Here is a 17,216-nt window from a genome sequence, read left to right as displayed (position 1 = left end):
TGAATCCTCTCAAAGTATTCGCGTTGCGGCGGGAGACTGTCAAGAGCAGGCAGTCGGGTCTTGGCGGGCGTGCCGATGCGGGTTGGCTCTGATGGCCAGGTATCGCCTTCGGGTGGCCTTTTGGCCCCAGCGGGCAATACTTCTTTCTATACGCAGGCGTGTTCCTGGTGGCGCGCGCCGCTGGGAGGTGTCTGGTGAACAAATTGACAATCGTAGGTGCCGGCTTGGTCGGCGAGGCCGCGGCGCAGATCATTGCCCGGGATGAGTTGTGCCGTGAGCTGGTGTTGATGGATGTGCAGGGCGAGCTGGCGCAGGGCAAAGCGCTGGACGTGTGGCAGGCCGCCGTGGAGTCTGGCTCGGATACCCGAGTCTACGGCGGGGCCAAGGCCGAAATGCTGGACGGTTCCGACCTGGTGGTGATTACGGCGGGCGTACCGCGCAAGCCCGGCCAGTCACGTCAGGATGTGCTGAGCATCAACCTGCCGATACTGGATGGCATCATGACGGACATCAAACACCATGCCCCGGCAGCGACGGTATTGGTGGTGTCCAACCCGGTCGACGTGCTGACCTATCGCGCCTGGAGCGTCAGCGGGCTGGGGCGCGACAAGGTGTTTGGGCAGGCGGGCGTGCTGGATACCGCACGCATGAAGTGTTTCATCGCCGAGCAAACCGGCTTTTCTGCCAAGGACATCACGGCGCTGGTGCTGGGGGGGCATGGCGACAGCATGGTGCCGCTGATGCGCTACTGCCAGATCGGCTCGGTGCCGCTGTCGCATTTTCTCTCCAGCGAGCAGATCGAGCAGATTGTCGAGCGAACTCGCAAAGGCGGCGGCGAGATTCTGGGCTTGAAGAAGATGGGCAGCGCCTGCGATGCACCGGGCGTGGCGATTGCACAGATGGTGGATGCCATCGCCAATGGGCGAAACCGCATTTTGCCGGCTGTGGCGATTCTGCAGGGTGAATATGGGCGCAAGGATATTGCCATGGGCGTGCCCTGTGTACTCGCAGACGAGGGGCTTGCGCGGGTGATCGAGTTGCCGCTGGATGCGCAGGAACAGGCGATGTTCGACCAGTCTGCGGATCAGGTGGCGCGGGATATTGATGAGATGAAGGCTTTGTAAGCGAGGGGCAGATCACGCGCCGCGCAGGTGGCGCTCGGTTTCTAGACCAAGCGCCACCCATGACCAACGCCGCCGACGTTCCGCGCTCCAATTGCCCGTTCCCAGTGCTACAGCCCCAGGCCTCGAACTGGAGGCACTCTACCGTTTCCATCACGGCTGGATTCGCCAGTGGCTGCAGCGCAAGCTCGGCAATGCCCAGGATGCGGCGTGCAAGGCGCCCGTTGTAAATGAAAACCCTTATCGTTAAAGTCAGCGCCTTCTTCCCCCGCCCGGGTCGCCCCCACGCATGAAGACCGAAGAGCTGGAACTGGCTTTCAAGGCCCATGCCGGAGAGTTGCGCGCGTTCCTGTACCGCCAGTTGCGCAACACCGACACCGCCGCCGACCTGGTGCAGGAAACCTACCTGCGCATGCTGCGCCAACCACCCCGGGCCCCGGTGCTGAACCTGCGCAGCCTGCTGTTTCGCATTGCCCGCAACCTGGTCATCGACCACACCCGCAGCCGTGGCACGCGGGGGCAGCATGACGAAGGTATGGCGTACCTGTACGAAGTCACCGGCGAAAGCCCCGAGCCATTTGCCGAAGTCGCCGCCCGGCGCGAGCTGGCGCTGATGGCCGAGGCGTTGCAGCGCCTGCCGCCACGTTGCCAGGAGATTTTTCTGCTGTGCCGCCTGGAGGGTATGGCGCACAAAGCGGTGGCCGAGCAGTTGGGCGTTTCCGTGAGCACGGTGGAGAAGCAGTTGGCCATTGCGCTGGACTTTCTGGGCCAGAGTTTGCAACGTTGACCGTTATGCACAAGCCTTCCGCTCCCCTCGACCCCTCACCTGACGTACGCCGGGCTGCCCAGGCCTGGGTGGTGCGTCTGACTTCGGGAGATGTGCGGCCTGGCGACGTGGAGGCGGCGCGGGCCTGGTGCGCGCAGGCGCCGGAGCATCAGCAGGCGTTTGTCGAGGCAAGACGGCTATGGGCGTTGAGCGGGCAGCTTCAGGCCCCTGCGCGGCGGCGTGCGCCGGCGCGGCAATGGGCGTTGGCCAGTGCGGCGGTGCTGGTGTTGGCCGTCGGCGTGGCGTTGGCCTGGCATGGGCAATGGGGCGCGGATTATCGGACCGGGGTAGGGGAGCGCCGGGTTGTCACGTTGAGTGATGGCTCGCGTATCAGCCTGGATGCCGAGTCGGCTGTGGACGTTGAGATGAATGACCGGGCGCGGCGTATCACCTTGCGCAAGGGCGAGGCGGTGTTCGAGGTGGCGCATGACCCGGCACGGCCGTTCACCGTGCAGGCAGGGGCGGTGCAGGCTACGGCGTTGGGTACTGTGTATGCAGTGAGCCGTGAGGGCGCGTCGGTGGGGGTGGTGGTCAAGCGTGGGCGGGTGGCGGTCAGTGATACCACCGACCGAGTCGAGCTTTCTGCCGGTGAAGCGGTGGGGCGAGAGGCTGGGCGGTTGGGCGGCAAGCACGGGCTGGATGTGGGCAGTGCACTGGCCTGGCAGCAGGGGCGGCTGGTGTTCGAGCAGGCGCCGCTGGCGCAGGTGCTGAAGGCTCTGGAACAGTATCGGCCGGGGTGGTTGCTGATTGGCGATGAGCAATTGCGTGGGCTCAAGGTCAGTGGCACCTTCCAGCTGGACCGGCTGGATGAAGGCTTGGCGACCCTTGAGCAGGCGTTCCCCCTGAGCATTCATCGGTACTCGGATTTTCTGCTGGTGTTTGAGGCGCGCGACTGAGCACGGGTTAGCCTGCATCGACAATTATTTTTACGGGTCTGTCACAGTCATCCGTCATCCCTTCTCAAAAACGAATGCTTCGTATTTGAAAGGGGAGTGTGATGGACCGAGGGCAATTTCGCAGGGCGTCGATGACGTCGTTTTCTTTGCTGTGCGCGCTGCTCCCAGGGCTGGCCCTGGCCGAGCCGCGTGAGTTCGACATCGCCCCGCAACCCCTGGCCAGTGCGCTCAACCGTCTGGCCGCGCAGGGCGGACTGCAGGTGATCTTCGATGGCAATTTGGTGCAGGGCAAGAGCAGCCGAGGCGTCACTGGGCGGCATGAACCGGAAGCGGCGCTGTCCGAGCTACTGCAGGGCAGTGGCCTGACCTGGCGCGCCACCGGCAGCACCAGCGTCACCTTGGAGCCCGCTGCGCAATCGTCTGGCGCGCTGGAGCTTGGGGCCACGTCGATCGTTGGCCAGGCCTACAGCTCCGTCAGCCCGGACGATGGCTACGTGGCCAAGCGCTCCTCGGTCGGCAGCAAGACCGACACCCCGTTGATCGAGACCCCAGCCTCGGTCTCGGTCATTACCCGCGAGCAGATCGAGGCGCAGCAACCCAAGACCGTGGCCCAGGCGCTGCGCTACACCCCAGGCGTCAACACCGAACTGGCTGGCCCGCAGTTCGTCGTCGATCAATTGTCCATCCGCGGTTTCCAGCAGGGCACCGGGCGCATGCTGCGCGATGGCACCCGTACCTTCCTGCCGGAGTTTCTCGGCTGGGACGCGCCAGAACCGTATGGCCTGGAGCGCATCGAGGTACTGCGTGGTGCCAGCTCGGTGTTGTACGGCGCCTCGGACCCAGGCGGGCAGATCAACCTGGTGAGCAAGCGCCCCACCCAGCAGCCCTTGCACGAAGTGCAGTTGCAGGCCGGCAACCTGAACTATCAGCAAGGCGCCTTCGACCTGGGTGATGCGCTGGATGACGAAGGCATCTGGAGTTATCACCTGACCGGCCTGTTCCGCGAAACCGATGCCCAGACCGATCACATCACCAACCGCCGGCAGTACATCGCCCCGGCGCTCAGCTATCGGCCCAGTGCCAATACCGAGTTCACCCTGCTGGGTGAGTATCAGCGTCAGACTGGTAACTTCGCCAACTCGCTTCCCGCCAGCGGCACCGTGTTCCGCGATGCGCGTGGCCGGCTGGACCGTGACACCTACGTGGGCGACAGCGCCTACGACTTCATGACCAACGAAAAGACCTCGTTGGGCTATGTGTTCGAACATCACTTCGATGAAACCTGGACCCTGCGCCAGAATGTGCGCTACAGCAACTACCGCCAGGCCAGCAGCGAAATCGCCTTGTTCGGCCCAGTCGGCGGTGGGCAGTATTCGCGTTACAGCGACCAGCGCAAGGGCGATGGCCGTTTGTTTACGGTGGACACCCATGTTCAGGCCGACTTCGCGACCGGGCCGGTGGAGCACACTTTGCTGAGTGGGGTGGACTACAACAACGGCAAGTTCGACCAGCAGCAGTCACTGGACTTCATCCTGCAAAGCTTCGACCCGTTCCAGCCGGTGTACGGTCAGCCGCTGAGCACGGTGCCGTTCAGCTTTGCCAGCTATGAGCAGAAGCTGTCCCAGACCGGCGTGTACCTGCAGGACCAGCTGCGTATCGACAACTGGGTGTTGCTGCTGGGCGGGCGCTACGACTGGGCGGTCAACCAGAAGGACGATCGCGCCCCGCAAACTCAGAAGGACGAGAAATTCAGCGGCCGTGCCGGGTTGGTCTACCTGTTCGACAATGGCCTGGCGCCGTACGTCAGCTACAGCGAGTCGTTCCTGCCGGTGATGGGCACTACCGCCGATGGCACCCAGCTCGACCCGGAAACCGGCAAACAGTACGAGCTGGGCCTGAAATACGAGCCACCGGGCAGCAACAGCCTGTACACCATCGCGGTGTTCGAGCTGACCAAGCAGAACGTCACCGAGACCATCAACGGCTTCAGCCGCCAGGAAGGCGAAGTACGCTCACGCGGTGTCGAGCTGGAGGCCAGAACCGAGCTGGCGCCGGGCTTCAACCTGATTGGCAGCTACACCTGGAACGATGTCGAAGTTACCCAGTCCGAGCGCGGCACCCAGGGCAATACGCCGTTCCGTACGCCGGAGCACATGGCCTCGCTGTGGGCGGACTACCAGTTGCAAGGTGGATCGCTGAACGGGCTGCGGCTGGGCGCTGGCACCCGTTATGTGGGTAGCACCTTCGGCGATGCGCAGAACAGCTTCAAGGTCGACAGCTACGTGCTGGTGGATGCAATGGTCAGCTACGAGTTGGGCAAGCTGGACGCTTCGCTCAAAGGCGTGGAGCTGGCGCTCAATGCCAGCAACCTGTTCGACAAGGAGTATGTGGCCGGCTGTTTCAGCGATATGGGCTGCCAGTATGGGCAGCAGCGCACGGTTTACGGGACGGTGACGTATAACTGGTGATTACCCAAGGGGCCGCTTTGCGGCCCATCGCTGGTATTGCGGGTGCCGGTGTCAACGCACCAACCGAGGCACCATTCGCACATAAACCAGCTCACTCACCAGCTCCACCAGCGTTTGGGTGATCACCGCCGCTGCCGCCAACCCGCGTATGTCTTCCGGCAGCGCCAACGCTAGCGGCAATACGACCAACGAATTGCGTGTGGCGGCGCTGAAGGTTACCGAGCGTGCTTCGGTGGCCGGCAGGCGCAGCAGCCGCGCGCAGACGAACCCGAGCACAGGCGCCAGCAGCATGAAGCCGACGTACACCGGAATCACCGGCAGCAAACGGTCGAAATCACGCAGCACCACGGCTATCTGCGACGCGATCACTACCACCAGCACCAAGGCCATCGCCGGAACGGGCAACCACGCCCAGGCGTCGTTCCAGGTTGCGACGGTGCGCGAACGGCGGGCACCTAGGCTGGTGAGCACGGCCAGCAGCATGGGCAGCACGATCAGCAGCACGAAGGCTTCCACGAACGGGGTGATGGAAATCACCACGTTGTTGTTGGCCCCCAGCATCAGGGCCAGGTAGATCGGCAGCAGTGCCAGCTGTACCAGCAACAGCACCGGGGTGGCGGCCAGGGTCAGGCGCGAGTCGCCTTTGCCGATGTGGGTGAACACCACCACATAGTCGATGCAGGGCGTGAGCAGCACCAGCAAGGCACCGACGAGAATCGCCGGGTGCTCGACCAACCCGCGAGTGATCGCCCAGACCAACAGCGGCACAAGAATGAAGTTGGCGAGCAGCAGGGCGCCCATGAAACGGCGATTACCCAGGCCTTGGCGCAGGTCGAGGAAAGGGATTTGCAGAAACATCGCGTACATCAGCACGGCAATGGCCGGGGTGACCACGGCTTCCAGATACCGCGCGCTGTCAGTGGCCACCAAGCCGAAGGCAACGGCGGCGAGCACGGCAGCGAAGTAGATCGGGATCTGGTGGGTCTCAAGTTGTTCTCTGGTCAAGGTGTGGCCTGTGGTTGGTAATGGGGAATCAGCTTGGACTGGGCCCAAGTACTGAAGGCAAGCATATTACCTGTGGGAGCGGGTTTACCCGCGAACACCGGCGTAGCCGGTGCCATTCACCTCGTTGCCTTCTTCGCGGGTAAACCCGCTCCCACAGGGACCGCGACAGGTCAGCGAACCTGGTTCATGAAAAACGAAAAAGCCCGGCACTGGGCCGGGCTTTTTCACTTCAGGCTGGCGCCAATCAGTTGCCGTAAACCGGCAGCTTCTTGCAGATGGCCTTGACCTTCTCACGTACGGCGTCGATCACCGCTTCGTTGTTCAGGTCAGCCAGGATGTCGCAGATCCAGCCAGCCAGTTCCTTGCACTCGGCTTCCTTGAAACCACGGGTGGTAACGGCTGGGGTGCCGAAACGCAGGCCCGAGGTGACGAACGGCGAACGTGGGTCGTTCGGTACCGAGTTCTTGTTCACGGTGATGAAGGCTTTGCCCAGGGCCGCGTCAGCGTCCTTACCGGAAATTTCCTGCTTGATCAGCGACAGCAGGAACAGGTGGTTCTGGGTGCCACCGGAAACCACGTCGAAACCACGCTCGATGAACACGCTGGCCATGGCCTGGGCGTTCTTCACGACTTGCTGCTGGTAAGCCTTGAACTCAGGTTGCAGGGCTTCTTTGAAGCAGATGGCCTTGGCGGCGATGACGTGCTCCAGCGGGCCGCCTTGGGCGCCCGGGAACACAGCCGAGTTCAGCTTCTTCTCGATGTCGGCGTTGGCACGGGCCAGGATCAGGCCGCCGCGTGGGCCGCGCAGGGTCTTGTGGGTGGTGGTGGTGACCACGTCGGCGAACGGCACCGGGTTCGGGTACACGCCAGCGGCAACCAGGCCGGCAACGTGGGCCATGTCGACGAACAGGTAGGCACCGACCTTGTCGGCGATGGCGCGGAAGCGGGCGAAGTCCAGAACCTGCGAGTAGGCCGAGAAGCCGGCAACGATCATCTTTGGCTTGTGCTCGACAGCCAGGCGCTCGACTTCGTCGTAGTCGATCAGGCCGTTGCCGTCGATGCCGTACTGGATGGCGTTGTACAGCTTGCCCGACGAGCTTACCGAAGCACCGTGGGTCAGGTGACCACCGTGGGCCAGGCTCATGCCCAGGATGGTGTCACCGGCCGACAGCAGGGCCAGGTAGACGGCAGCGTTGGCCTGGGAGCCAGCGTGCGGCTGGACGTTGGCGTAGTCGGCGCCGAACAGCTCCTTGGCACGGTCGATGGCCAGTTGCTCGACGATGTCGACGTACTCGCAACCACCGTAGTAGCGCTTGCCTGGGTAGCCTTCGGCGTACTTGTTGGTCAGGACCGAGCCCTGAGCTTCCATGACGGCCGGGCTGGTGTAGTTTTCCGAAGCGATCAGCTCGATATGCTCTTCCTGGCGCAGGGCTTCTTGCTGCATGGCTTCGAAGAGCTCGGCGTCGTACTTGGCAATGGTCAAATCACGGCTGAACATGGCGGTCCTCAAGGATCGGGGTAATTTGGGTGGGCATTCTAACCGATTGATTCGCGGCTGGCATATGAAGTGGCATCAAGTCGCGGACCAATGGGGCTCATGTTGCATCCCGCGCCGTGTCTGGGCTGCGTAGATCCATGAGTTGACTCTAAGGTCCATTTTCAGGGGCGCCGCGCGCCCCATCGCTGACACATCAATGGAACATGAACAGGGTCTCGTTGGAGAACTGCGCTTCGAACTGATGCGCCGGCATCGGCCGCCCAAACAGGTAGCCCTGCACCTCGTCGCAGCCATGCTCGCGCAGGAACTCCAGCTGTTCGTGGGTTTCCACGCCCTCGGCGATTACCGCCAGGTTGAGGCTGTGGGCCATGGCGATGATCGCCCGGGCGATCTGCGCGTCCTGCTCGCCTTCGGGCAGGCCGTCGACGAAGGTGCGGTCGATCTTCAGTACGTCGATGGGGAACTGCTTGAGGTAGTTGAGCGACGAGTAACCCGTGCCGAAGTCGTCCACCGCAATGCTCAGACCGAGGTTTTTCAGGCTGGCAAGAATCTGCAGCGCCTCGTTCACTTCGCGCATCAGGATACTTTCGGTCAGCTCCAGCTCCAGGCATGCCGGTGGCAGGCCGCTTTCTTCGAGGATATTGGCAATCCGCGTGCCCAGTTGCCCGTCCGAGAACTGCCGCGCCGATATGTTCACCGACACCTTGGGTACCCGCACCTTGGCCTTGTGCCAGGCCTTGAGCTGGCGGCTGGCCTCGCGCAGCACCCAGTCACCCACGTCCACCACCAGGCCCAGTTCTTCGATCACCGGGATAAAGTCGCCCGGTGGCACCAGACCACGGGTTGGGTGGCGCCAGCGCAGCAGGGCCTCGGCGCCCGTCAGGCGCTTGCCGTCGCCGCTGAACTGCGGCTGGTAGTACAGGATGAACTCGTTCTGCTCCATGGCATGGCGCAAGTCGCTTTCCAGCTCCAGGCGCTCCAGTGCGCTGGCGTTCATTTCGGCCTGGTAGAACTGGAAGTTGTTCTTGCCGCGTTCCTTGGCGTGGTACATGGCGGTGTCGGCGTTTTTCATCAACTGGCTCAGCTCGCTGCCATCCTGCGGGCTGAGGGCGATGCCGATACTGGCCGTGACGAAGAATTCACGGTTTTCCAGCACAAACGGCCGCACCAGGCTGCCGAGAATGTTCTCGGCCACATGGATGGCGCGGTTCAGGGCCATCTCGCGGGTGGGGCGCGGTTGCAGCAGCAGGGTGAACTCGTCGCCGCCCATGCGTGCCACGGTGTCGTCGTCATCCACGCAGGCCAGCAGGCGCAGGGCCATGTCCTTGAGCATGCGGTCGCCGGCGGCATGGCCGAGGGAGTCGTTGATCGGCTTGAAACGGTCGAGGTCGAGGAACATCAGCACCACCCAGGCCTTCTGCCGCTCGGCCTGTTGCAGGGCGTTGTACAAACGGTCCTGGAACAGCGTGCGGTTGGGCAGGTGGGTGAGGGCGTCGTAGTAGGCCAGGCGGTGGATGCGCTGTTCGCTGGCTTTGCGCTCGCTGATGTCGGTGAAGAAGCACACGTAGCTGGCCAGGTCGCCTTCGTCGTCCAGTACCGCCGTGATGCCCACCCAGGCCGGGTAGTGGTCGCCGTCACGGCGCTTGAGCCACACCTCGCCCTCCCAACTGCCGCGCTGGTGCAGTTGCTTGACCACATAGCGCAGGTGGCCCTCCTGCTGTTCGTCGACGGTGAGCATGCCCGGCAACTGGTCGAGCACTTCACTGACGGCGTACCCACTGACGCGGCTGAACGCCTCGTTGGCCTGGACGATGTAGCCGGCCGGGTCGGTGATGAGGATCGCCGACGTGGAGTGTTCGAATACCGTTGCGGCCATGCGCAGGTCTTTTTCGGCACGGCGTTGCTGGCTGATGTCGCGGCCCACCCCAAGCACGCCCTCAAAGCGCTGGTCATCGTCCCACACCAGCACCAGACGCAGCTCGATGGGGATCTTGCGGCCATCGGCACGCAGGCAGTCGAACAGGAACAGCTGGGTCGGTAGCTGGCTGCGCAGTTGCGCCAGTTGCGATGGGTCGCCCATGGCTTTGCTGACGCGCTCCATCAGGCTGTAGATACCGGTGAGCTGGGCCGGGTTGGCGATGATCGACTGCCAGCCGTTGGCGAATATCCAGTCGGCCTGGTAGCCCAGCACGCTCTGTACCGAGGGGCTGACATAGTTGAGCTTGAGCAGGCTGTCGGTGGAGAAGATCACGTCGCTGATGCTTTCGGCGAGCATGCGGTAGCGCTGCTCGCTGTCACGTAGCGACTGGCTGGCCTCGATCTGCACGGTCACATCCTTGCCCACGCCGATGATGCGCGTCACCAGGCCTTCGGCATCGCGGGTCAGCACCTGCTCGCGAATGTCGTAGCAGCGCCAGCCGCCGTCGCGGTGGCGGAAGCGCAACTGGCAGTGCAGCGGTTGGTCATGGCCGCTGTCGCGCTGTTGCTGGCGCAGGGCCTGGTAGTGCGCGGCATCCTCGGGGTGCAGCAGCAGTTCCCAGAAGCGGTCGCCCATCTGTGCCAGCTCGGTACGGTCGTAGCCCAGGGTCTGGCCGAGGTGACGGTTGCTGAAGATCATCCGCTGGCTCAGCACATCCTGCACGTACAACTGGTCGGGTACGGTGCGCACCACGTCCGACCAGAAGCCTTCGCGCTCCAGCAGCGACAGCTCGACCTGTTTGCGGCTGGTGATGTCGCTGATGCTGAGGATCACTGCCTGGTAGTCGCGGCGCTGCTGCGGCAGGCGCGCCATCAACCACAGGTGCAGTTCGCCGCCCAGCGGTGCCGGCAGGCGCACTTCCAGCTCAAGCAGCTGGCGTTGCTCGATCAGTGCGTCGATCAGCTGCATGCCGACGCTGTCGCGGCCATCGCCGGTGCCGTCGATCAGCCGCTGCCATGCGCCTTCGTGGCACTCGATGTTCAGCAGTTGGCGCGCCACCTGGTTGACCTCGGTGATCTTCAGCTCCAGCAGTAGCGAGCGGCGCAGGTTCGGGTCCAGCGCCAGGCTGTGCTTGAGCGCAGCGCGGTTGCGCAGGTGGTAGCGGTCGAGCTGGCTGGGCAGGCTGGACAAATCGAGCACGCACAGGGCCACGCCGGTGCCTTCGAAAATTTCCTGATAGCGCCGGCGGTCTTCCTGCAGCGCGCGCTGGCGGCGGCGCATGTTGATCAGCGCCAGCACCGGCAGCAGGGCGCAAAACAGCACCAGCAGGCATTTGCCGATCAGCGCCGGCAATAACTTTTGCTGGGCCAGCTCGGCGTCGAACAGGCCGCGCAACTGCCAGGTACTGTTGTCGATGAAGGCCAGCATCACGCTTTGCAGCGGCGCGTTGCTGGTATCGGTTGGGGCGTGGCTCTGCAGCACCTCGCCACTGCGGCTGTTCTCCAGCAGCCACAGCGGGTGGCCGCCACCATCGAGGTGGAGGGTGAGCTCGCGGTAGTAGTCCGGTGAAAGGCGCAGCAACCAGTAGCCACGGTCCTGTTCGGCGGCCTGGCGCAGCAACAGATACAGGGTGCGGTTGTCGGCCGAATTGGTGAAGAAGTACGGGCGCCCCTGGTTCAGTGTCAGCAGTTCGTCAAGCAACTGGCGGTCCGGGCTGCCGGCCAGGCTGTCGACGCGCAGTTGCCCGGCACTGTCCAGCCAGGCCACGCTTTGCAAGGCAGGCAGGCGCTCGCGCAGGGTGTCCACCAGGCTCGGCAGGGCAGCGGGTGTCGGTGCATTGACATAGGGCTGCACCACATTCACTGCCTGCTGCGCCTTGAACGCCATGTTCAGGCTCAGGTGGTCGGCCAGTTCCGCGGTGGCGTCCAGGCTCTGTTTGCGCAGGTCGGCCTGGGTATGGTTGAACTGGGCGAATAGTTGCCACAGCAGCAGGCCCAGCAGAATCAGGGCCAACAGTGCCAGCGCACCCTTGATCGACCCGCGCAGGGTAACGGCGGGCGCTTGTTGCGCGGTACGCAATGACGACGGATGAGTAAGGTTGGTCAAGCGTTGATCCTGCGATTGGGCTGGCGATGGCAGGGAAGGATCATGCACGGTGTATGCCGGTGCCTGGTTGTTGCGACGCGGTGGCGCACTATAAGGCCGGACACCCGAAACCGGCTAGCATGCCTAGGATTATGGCAAAGTGCCAGCCATGTTGACCGATGGTGCCTGCCCGGTGGTTCGGCAAGCCCCTGCAACCTGTGCGAGAATAGCGCCCGCTTCACATGACAACGCATCGGAGATGTTCGGTTTTGGTTACTCACTTTTCCTCCAATGGCCTCGATTCCGCCTGTGGGCGCAGCAGTCAGACCCTTGTCAGCACTGCCGTGACCGAGGACGTATCCTGCAAATCGTGCCAGCGTTCGCTGGTCAAACCAGACGCGGCTGCCACCGCCAAGAGCAAGGCCCCATCGCTGGCTGAACTGCGCAAGACCGCCAAGGCGGCAGCTGCGCCGGCCGTTGCCGTGGCTGCGGCCAAGCCTGCTGGCAAGGTTGTCAGTACGGCGCCTGCGGCCGCCAAGCCGGCTAATGTGGCCAAGGGCGCCGAGCAGCAGCCTACCCTCAGCGCAGGCTTCAGCGTGAAGTCCGCCTGGGCCTCTCGCCTGGCTGAGCAGGGCGACCGTTGCCGTTTGCCGCGTGGCAAGGCCAAGCAGCGTCACGTCTGAGCCCTCTTCGGCCACTGCGGCGGCCCTTTCGCGGCTAAAGCCGCTCCCACAGGTGCTGTATTGCCCTTGAAGGCAGTGATATTCCTGTGGGAGCGGCTTTAGCCGCGAAGAGGCCGGAACAGGCAATAGACCCCCCCAAGGATCACACCGATCCCACCCCCCACTGGCGGTCCCTCCTATGCAACGCTGCGCGTTGGCGTAGAATGGTCGACTTTGTTCAATGACACCCAACACATCCCCCAGGCCATGCTGCCGGGGCGATCGTCGATGTCTTTACCTATCTGATTAGAGGGCTTGGTTTTGGCTCAATACGTCTACACCATGCATCGGCTGAGCAAGGTCGTGCCGCCGAAGCGGGAAATTCTCAAGAACATTTCCCTGTCGTTCTTCCCGGGCGCCAAGATTGGCGTGCTCGGCCTGAACGGCGCCGGTAAATCGACCCTGCTGCGGATCATGGCGGGCGTCGACAAGGAATTCGACGGCGAAGCCCGTCCGATGCCCGACATCAACGTGGGTTACCTGCCCCAGGAACCGCAACTGGACCCGACCAAGACCGTGCGTGAAGTGGTCGAGGAAGCGGTCAGCGTGATCAAGGACGCCCAGGCGCGCCTGGACGAGGTCTACGCCGCCTACGCCGACCCGGATGCCGACTTCGACAAGCTGGCCGCCGAGCAGGCCAAGCTGGAAGCCATCCTGCAGGCCGCCGACGGTCACAACCTGGAGCGCCAACTGGACGTCGCCGCCGATGCCCTGCGCCTGCCGGCCTGGGATGCGCGCATCGAACACCTGTCTGGTGGTGAGAAGCGCCGTGTGGCCCTGTGCCGCCTGCTGCTGTCGGCCCCCGACATGCTGCTGCTCGACGAACCAACCAACCACCTGGACGCCGACTCGGTGGCCTGGCTTGAGCGCTTCCTGCACGACTTCCCTGGCACTGTGGTAGCCATTACCCACGACCGTTATTTCCTCGACAACGTCGCCGGCTGGATCCTGGAACTGGACCGCGGCGCCGGTATCCCGTACGAAGGCAACTACTCGGGCTGGCTGGAAGCCAAGTCGGACCGTCTGGCGCAGGAATCCAAGCAGCAGAGCGCCCACGAGAAGGCCATGAAAGAGGAACTGGAGTGGGTGCGCAAAGGCGCCAAGGCCCGCCAGTCCAAGTCCAAGGCCCGTCTGCAGCGCTTCGAAGAAATGCAGTCGCAGGAATTCCAGAAACGCAGCGAAACCAACGAGATCTACATCCCGGCCGGTCCGCGCCTGGGTGACAAGGTCATCGAGTTCAAGAACGTCACCAAGGGCTACGGCGACCGCGTGCTGATCGACAACCTGTCGTTCGCCATGCCCAAGGGTGCGATCGTCGGCGTGATCGGTGGTAACGGTGCCGGTAAGTCGACGCTGTTCCGCATGCTGATGGGCAAGGAGCAGCCAGACTCGGGCAGCATCGAGATCGGTGAAACCGTGCAACTGGCCTGTGTGGACCAGAGCCGCGAGGACCTGGACGGCGCCAAGACAGTGTTCCAGCAGATCTCCGACGGCTCCGACCAGATCCGCATCGGCAACTACGAGATCCCTTCGCGTACCTACGTTGGCCGCTTCAACTTCAAAGGTGGCGACCAGCAAAAATTCGTCAAGGACCTGTCCGGTGGTGAGCGTGGCCGCCTGCACCTGGCGCTGACCCTGAAGGAGGGCGGTAACGTCCTGCTGCTCGACGAACCGTCCAACGACCTCGACGTCGAAACCCTGCGTTCGCTGGAAGAGGCCCTGCTGGACTTCCCGGGCGCCGCGATCGTGATTTCCCACGACCGTTGGTTCCTGGACCGTGTGGCTACCCACATCCTGGCGTACGAAGACGACTCGAACGTGGTGTTCTTCGAAGGTAACTACACCGAGTACGAAGCGGACCGCAAGAAGCGCCTGGGCGATGCCGCTGCCCAGCCGCACCGTGTACGGCACAAGAAGCTGGCTCAGTAAGCCGGTTTTTTGATGCACAGGAATGGGGCCCATGGTGGCCCCATTTTTGTGCCCGCAGCACAGGCAGAAGCAGGGTGCTGGGCGGTTATTTTGTATACATTTATATAAAACGCACCAAATAATTTCAAAAAAACGACATCTCGCCCTATTCCGGTGCGATTGCTTCTTGGTACATTCCTGAAAAAACCAATAAGTCCAAAACCTTCGGTGAGATGTCTACCATGATCGAATCTGTCGACAATTTCCTTGCACGCCTGCAACAGCGTGACCCTGGCCAACCGGAATTCCACCAGGCGGTGGAAGAGGTGTTGCGCACCCTGTGGCCATTCCTTGAAGCCAACCCTCACTACCTGCAATCCGGCATCCTCGAGCGCATGGTCGAGCCCGAGCGCGCTGTACTGTTTCGCGTGTCCTGGGTCGATGACCAGGGCAAGGTGCAGGTCAATCGCGGTTACCGCATCCAGATGAGCAGCGCCATTGGCCCGTACAAGGGCGGGCTGCGTTTCCACCCGTCGGTTAACCTCAGCGTGCTGAAGTTCCTGGCCTTCGAGCAAGTGTTCAAGAACTCCCTGACCTCGCTGCCCATGGGCGGCGGCAAGGGCGGCTCGGACTTCGACCCTAAAGGCAAGAGCGACGCTGAAGTGATGCGCTTCTGCCAGGCCTTCATGAGCGAGCTGTACCGCCACATCGGCGCCGACTGCGACGTACCGGCCGGTGACATCGGTGTGGGCGCCCGCGAAATCGGCTTCATGTTCGGCCAGTACAAACGCCTGGCCAACCAGTTCACCTCGGTGTTGACCGGCAAAGGCATGACCTACGGCGGCAGCCTGATCCGTCCGGAAGCCACCGGCTATGGCTGCGTGTACTTCGCCGAAGAAATGCTCAAACGCCAGGACAAGCGTATCGACGGTCGCCGCGTGGCGGTGTCCGGTTCGGGCAACGTTGCCCAGTATGCCACGCGCAAGGTCATGGACCTGGGCGGCAAGGTGATTTCGCTGTCTGACTCCGAAGGCACCTTGTACGCTGAAGCCGGCTTGACCGATGCCCAGTGGGACGCCTTGATGGAGCTGAAGAACGTCAAGCGCGGCCGCATCAGCGAGCTGGCCGGGCAGTTCGGCCTGGAGTTCCGCAAAGGCCAGACCCCATGGAGCCTGCCGTGCGACATCGCCCTGCCGTGCGCCACGCAGAACGAACTGGGCGCCGAGGACGCCCGCACGCTGCTGCGTAACGGCTGCATCTGCGTGGCTGAAGGCGCCAACATGCCGACCACCCTGGAAGCTGTGGATATCTTCCTGGACGCCGGCATCCTGTACGCCCCGGGCAAGGCCTCCAACGCCGGTGGCGTGGCCGTATCGGGCCTGGAAATGTCGCAGAACGCCATGCGCCTGCTGTGGACTGCCGGTGAAGTGGACAGCAAGCTGCACAACATCATGCAGTCGATTCACCATGCATGCGTGCACTACGGTGAAGAAGCCGATGGCCGTATCAACTACGTCAAAGGTGCGAACATCGCAGGCTTTGTGAAAGTGGCCGATGCGATGCTGGCTCAGGGCGTCGTCTGATCTGAGGCTGCTGGGGGCCGCTTTGCGGCCCTTTCGCGACACAAGGCCGCTCCTACAGGGGACCGCGACAACCTGAATGATCGCGCAATCTTGTAGGAGCGGCCTTGTGTCGCGAAAGGGCTGCAAAGCAGCCCCCAGGGCCCTCAGCTTTCACCCTCAATTTCAAGTATCTCGATCACCTGATCCCCCACCGGCCGCCGCCAAACCACTTCATCCCCAGGCCCCGCACCCAGCAAAGCCCGCCCCAACGGCGACCCCCAGTTAATCAATCCACGCCCAGCATCCGCTTCATCCTCGCCTACCAGTCGCACCACATGCTCCTGGTCCTGCGCATCCACGAACCGCACCCGGCTACCAATCTGCACCTTGCTGCGAGAAGCCGCCGCCGGCACCACTTGGGCACTCTGTACCCGCGCGCTGAAATAGCGCAGGTCGCGCTCGGTATCGGCCAGCCGCTGCTTGTCGCCACGCTCACCTTGTGCCAGCAGTTCACTGCGCAAGGCATTCAGCTCGGCCACGCGCGCCTGTAACTGCTGCAGTCCGCTGGCAGTGACGTAGTTGGGTTGTTCGCTGATGCGTCGCTCGACCGGCTGGTCGGCCTGGGCGGCGGCCTGGTCTTCGTTGACGAATGCTCGGCTCATGCGGGGGCTCCTTGTGCAGGAGACCATCATGGCAGGCTGCCGGTTTCAAGGGATGTCCGTTTGCGACTCAGTCGTGGCGATAGGCCTTGGCGGCGCCACGGTCCTTTTCCTGCTCCCACTCGCGGTCGCGCTGGTCCCAGAAGCGCTCGTGGTACTCGCGCTGTTCTTCACTGTTCTGCATGGCGTGGCACTGGCGGAAGCCGTCGTCCCAGCCGGTTTCGTACTGGCGCTCGTGCAGGTAGCGCGGCACGTTTTTGTTGAACCCGCCCACCATCAGCCCGGCCGCCTGGCGACCGCTGCTGCAGCCGTCCTGAAAGCCATCGGCATAGGCCGGGGGATAACCATGGTTGACCATCTGCTCGTGGGTGGTTTCGCAACCTGACAGCAACAACGCAATGCACACGCCGAACCAGTACCGCGACATAACCACCAGACCCTCCCGTTGATGGTGGAAAGTCTAGGTGGCGATTTGTCGGGGAGGTGTCAAAACAGTGTCAAAGAGTTGGTTGGGATACTCAGCTTTCAGCCTGACGCGCTGTCTGTAG

Annotated in this window: 11 protein-coding genes and 1 pseudogene; 7 read left to right on the top strand and 5 right to left on the bottom strand. The window is 63.1% G+C overall.

Translation table 11 applies throughout. From position 1 onward, the window contains the following. The first annotated feature begins 194 nt into the window (after nucleotides 1-194). From DM807_RS00110 to DM807_RS00095, 4 genes are all read left to right on the top strand, one after another. Nucleotides 195-1,124, top strand: a complete 930-nt coding sequence (locus DM807_RS00110; protein WP_012270412.1) for a malate dehydrogenase — start codon at nucleotides 195-197, stop codon at nucleotides 1,122-1,124. A gap of 286 nt (nucleotides 1,125-1,410) precedes the next feature. After that, nucleotides 1,411-1,908, top strand: a complete 498-nt coding sequence (locus tag DM807_RS00105) for an RNA polymerase sigma factor (protein WP_012270414.1) — start codon at nucleotides 1,411-1,413, stop codon at nucleotides 1,906-1,908. A gap of 5 nt (nucleotides 1,909-1,913) precedes the next feature. After that, nucleotides 1,914-2,843 carry a FecR family protein gene (locus tag DM807_RS00100; RefSeq protein ID WP_179026921.1) on the top strand — a complete coding sequence of 310 codons (930 nt, stop codon included), beginning with the start codon at nucleotides 1,914-1,916 and terminating at the stop codon, nucleotides 2,841-2,843. Nucleotides 2,844-2,974: 131 nt separating this feature from the next. Beyond that, complete coding sequence (locus DM807_RS00095) at nucleotides 2,975-5,311, top strand: TonB-dependent siderophore receptor (protein ID WP_179026920.1); 2,337 nt, start codon at nucleotides 2,975-2,977, stop codon at nucleotides 5,309-5,311. 51 nt (nucleotides 5,312-5,362) lie between these two features. Here DM807_RS00095 and DM807_RS00090 read toward each other — a convergent pair whose 3' ends face one another. From DM807_RS00090 to DM807_RS00080, 3 genes and pseudogenes are all read right to left on the bottom strand, one after another. Further along, nucleotides 5,363-6,316, bottom strand: coding sequence for an arsenic resistance protein (locus tag DM807_RS00090; RefSeq protein WP_069943225.1), 954 nt, complete (start codon nucleotides 6,314-6,316; stop codon nucleotides 5,363-5,365). Between the two features lie 244 nt (nucleotides 6,317-6,560). Continuing rightward, nucleotides 6,561-7,814, bottom strand: a complete 1,254-nt coding sequence (gene glyA, locus DM807_RS00085) for a serine hydroxymethyltransferase (protein ID WP_012270418.1) — start codon at nucleotides 7,812-7,814, stop codon at nucleotides 6,561-6,563. 193 nt (nucleotides 7,815-8,007) lie between these two features. After that, a pseudogene (locus DM807_RS00080) lies at nucleotides 8,008-10,992 on the bottom strand (bifunctional diguanylate cyclase/phosphodiesterase); the annotation flags it as partial. Between the two features lie 1,094 nt (nucleotides 10,993-12,086). Between DM807_RS00080 and DM807_RS00075 the strand changes: the two are divergent. The 3 genes from DM807_RS00075 to gdhA all read left to right on the top strand — a co-directional run bounded on the left by DM807_RS00075 (nucleotide 12,087) and on the right by gdhA (nucleotide 16,030). Further along, entirely contained in the window at nucleotides 12,087-12,500 is a 414-nt protein-coding gene (locus DM807_RS00075) for a hypothetical protein (RefSeq protein ID WP_071890787.1), read from the top strand. 300 nt (nucleotides 12,501-12,800) lie between these two features. After that, the gene (gene ettA / locus DM807_RS00070; protein WP_060494663.1) at nucleotides 12,801-14,468 is read left to right on the top strand and encodes an energy-dependent translational throttle protein EttA; all 1,668 of its coding nucleotides are present in this window, start codon (nucleotides 12,801-12,803) and stop codon (nucleotides 14,466-14,468) included. Nucleotides 14,469-14,689: 221 nt separating this feature from the next. Beyond that, nucleotides 14,690-16,030, top strand: coding sequence for an NADP-specific glutamate dehydrogenase (gene gdhA, locus DM807_RS00065; protein ID WP_179026919.1), 1,341 nt, complete (start codon nucleotides 14,690-14,692; stop codon nucleotides 16,028-16,030). A gap of 143 nt (nucleotides 16,031-16,173) precedes the next feature. On the opposite strand, the gene DM807_RS00060 is transcribed toward gdhA, so the two are convergent. Together DM807_RS00060 and DM807_RS00055 are read right to left on the bottom strand one after the other, a co-directional pair. After that, nucleotides 16,174-16,671, bottom strand: a complete 498-nt coding sequence (locus tag DM807_RS00060) for a GreA/GreB family elongation factor (protein WP_012270423.1) — start codon at nucleotides 16,669-16,671, stop codon at nucleotides 16,174-16,176. 67 nt (nucleotides 16,672-16,738) lie between these two features. Then, complete coding sequence (locus tag DM807_RS00055; RefSeq protein WP_060514794.1) at nucleotides 16,739-17,095, bottom strand: hypothetical protein; 357 nt, start codon at nucleotides 17,093-17,095, stop codon at nucleotides 16,739-16,741. Between the last annotated feature and the right edge of the window lie 121 nt (nucleotides 17,096-17,216).

The organism is Pseudomonas hunanensis (genome assembly GCF_013393325.1).
Lineage (GTDB): Bacteria > Pseudomonadota > Gammaproteobacteria > Pseudomonadales > Pseudomonadaceae > Aquipseudomonas > Aquipseudomonas putida_P.
This window is presented reverse-complemented; position numbering and strand designations above follow the sequence as displayed.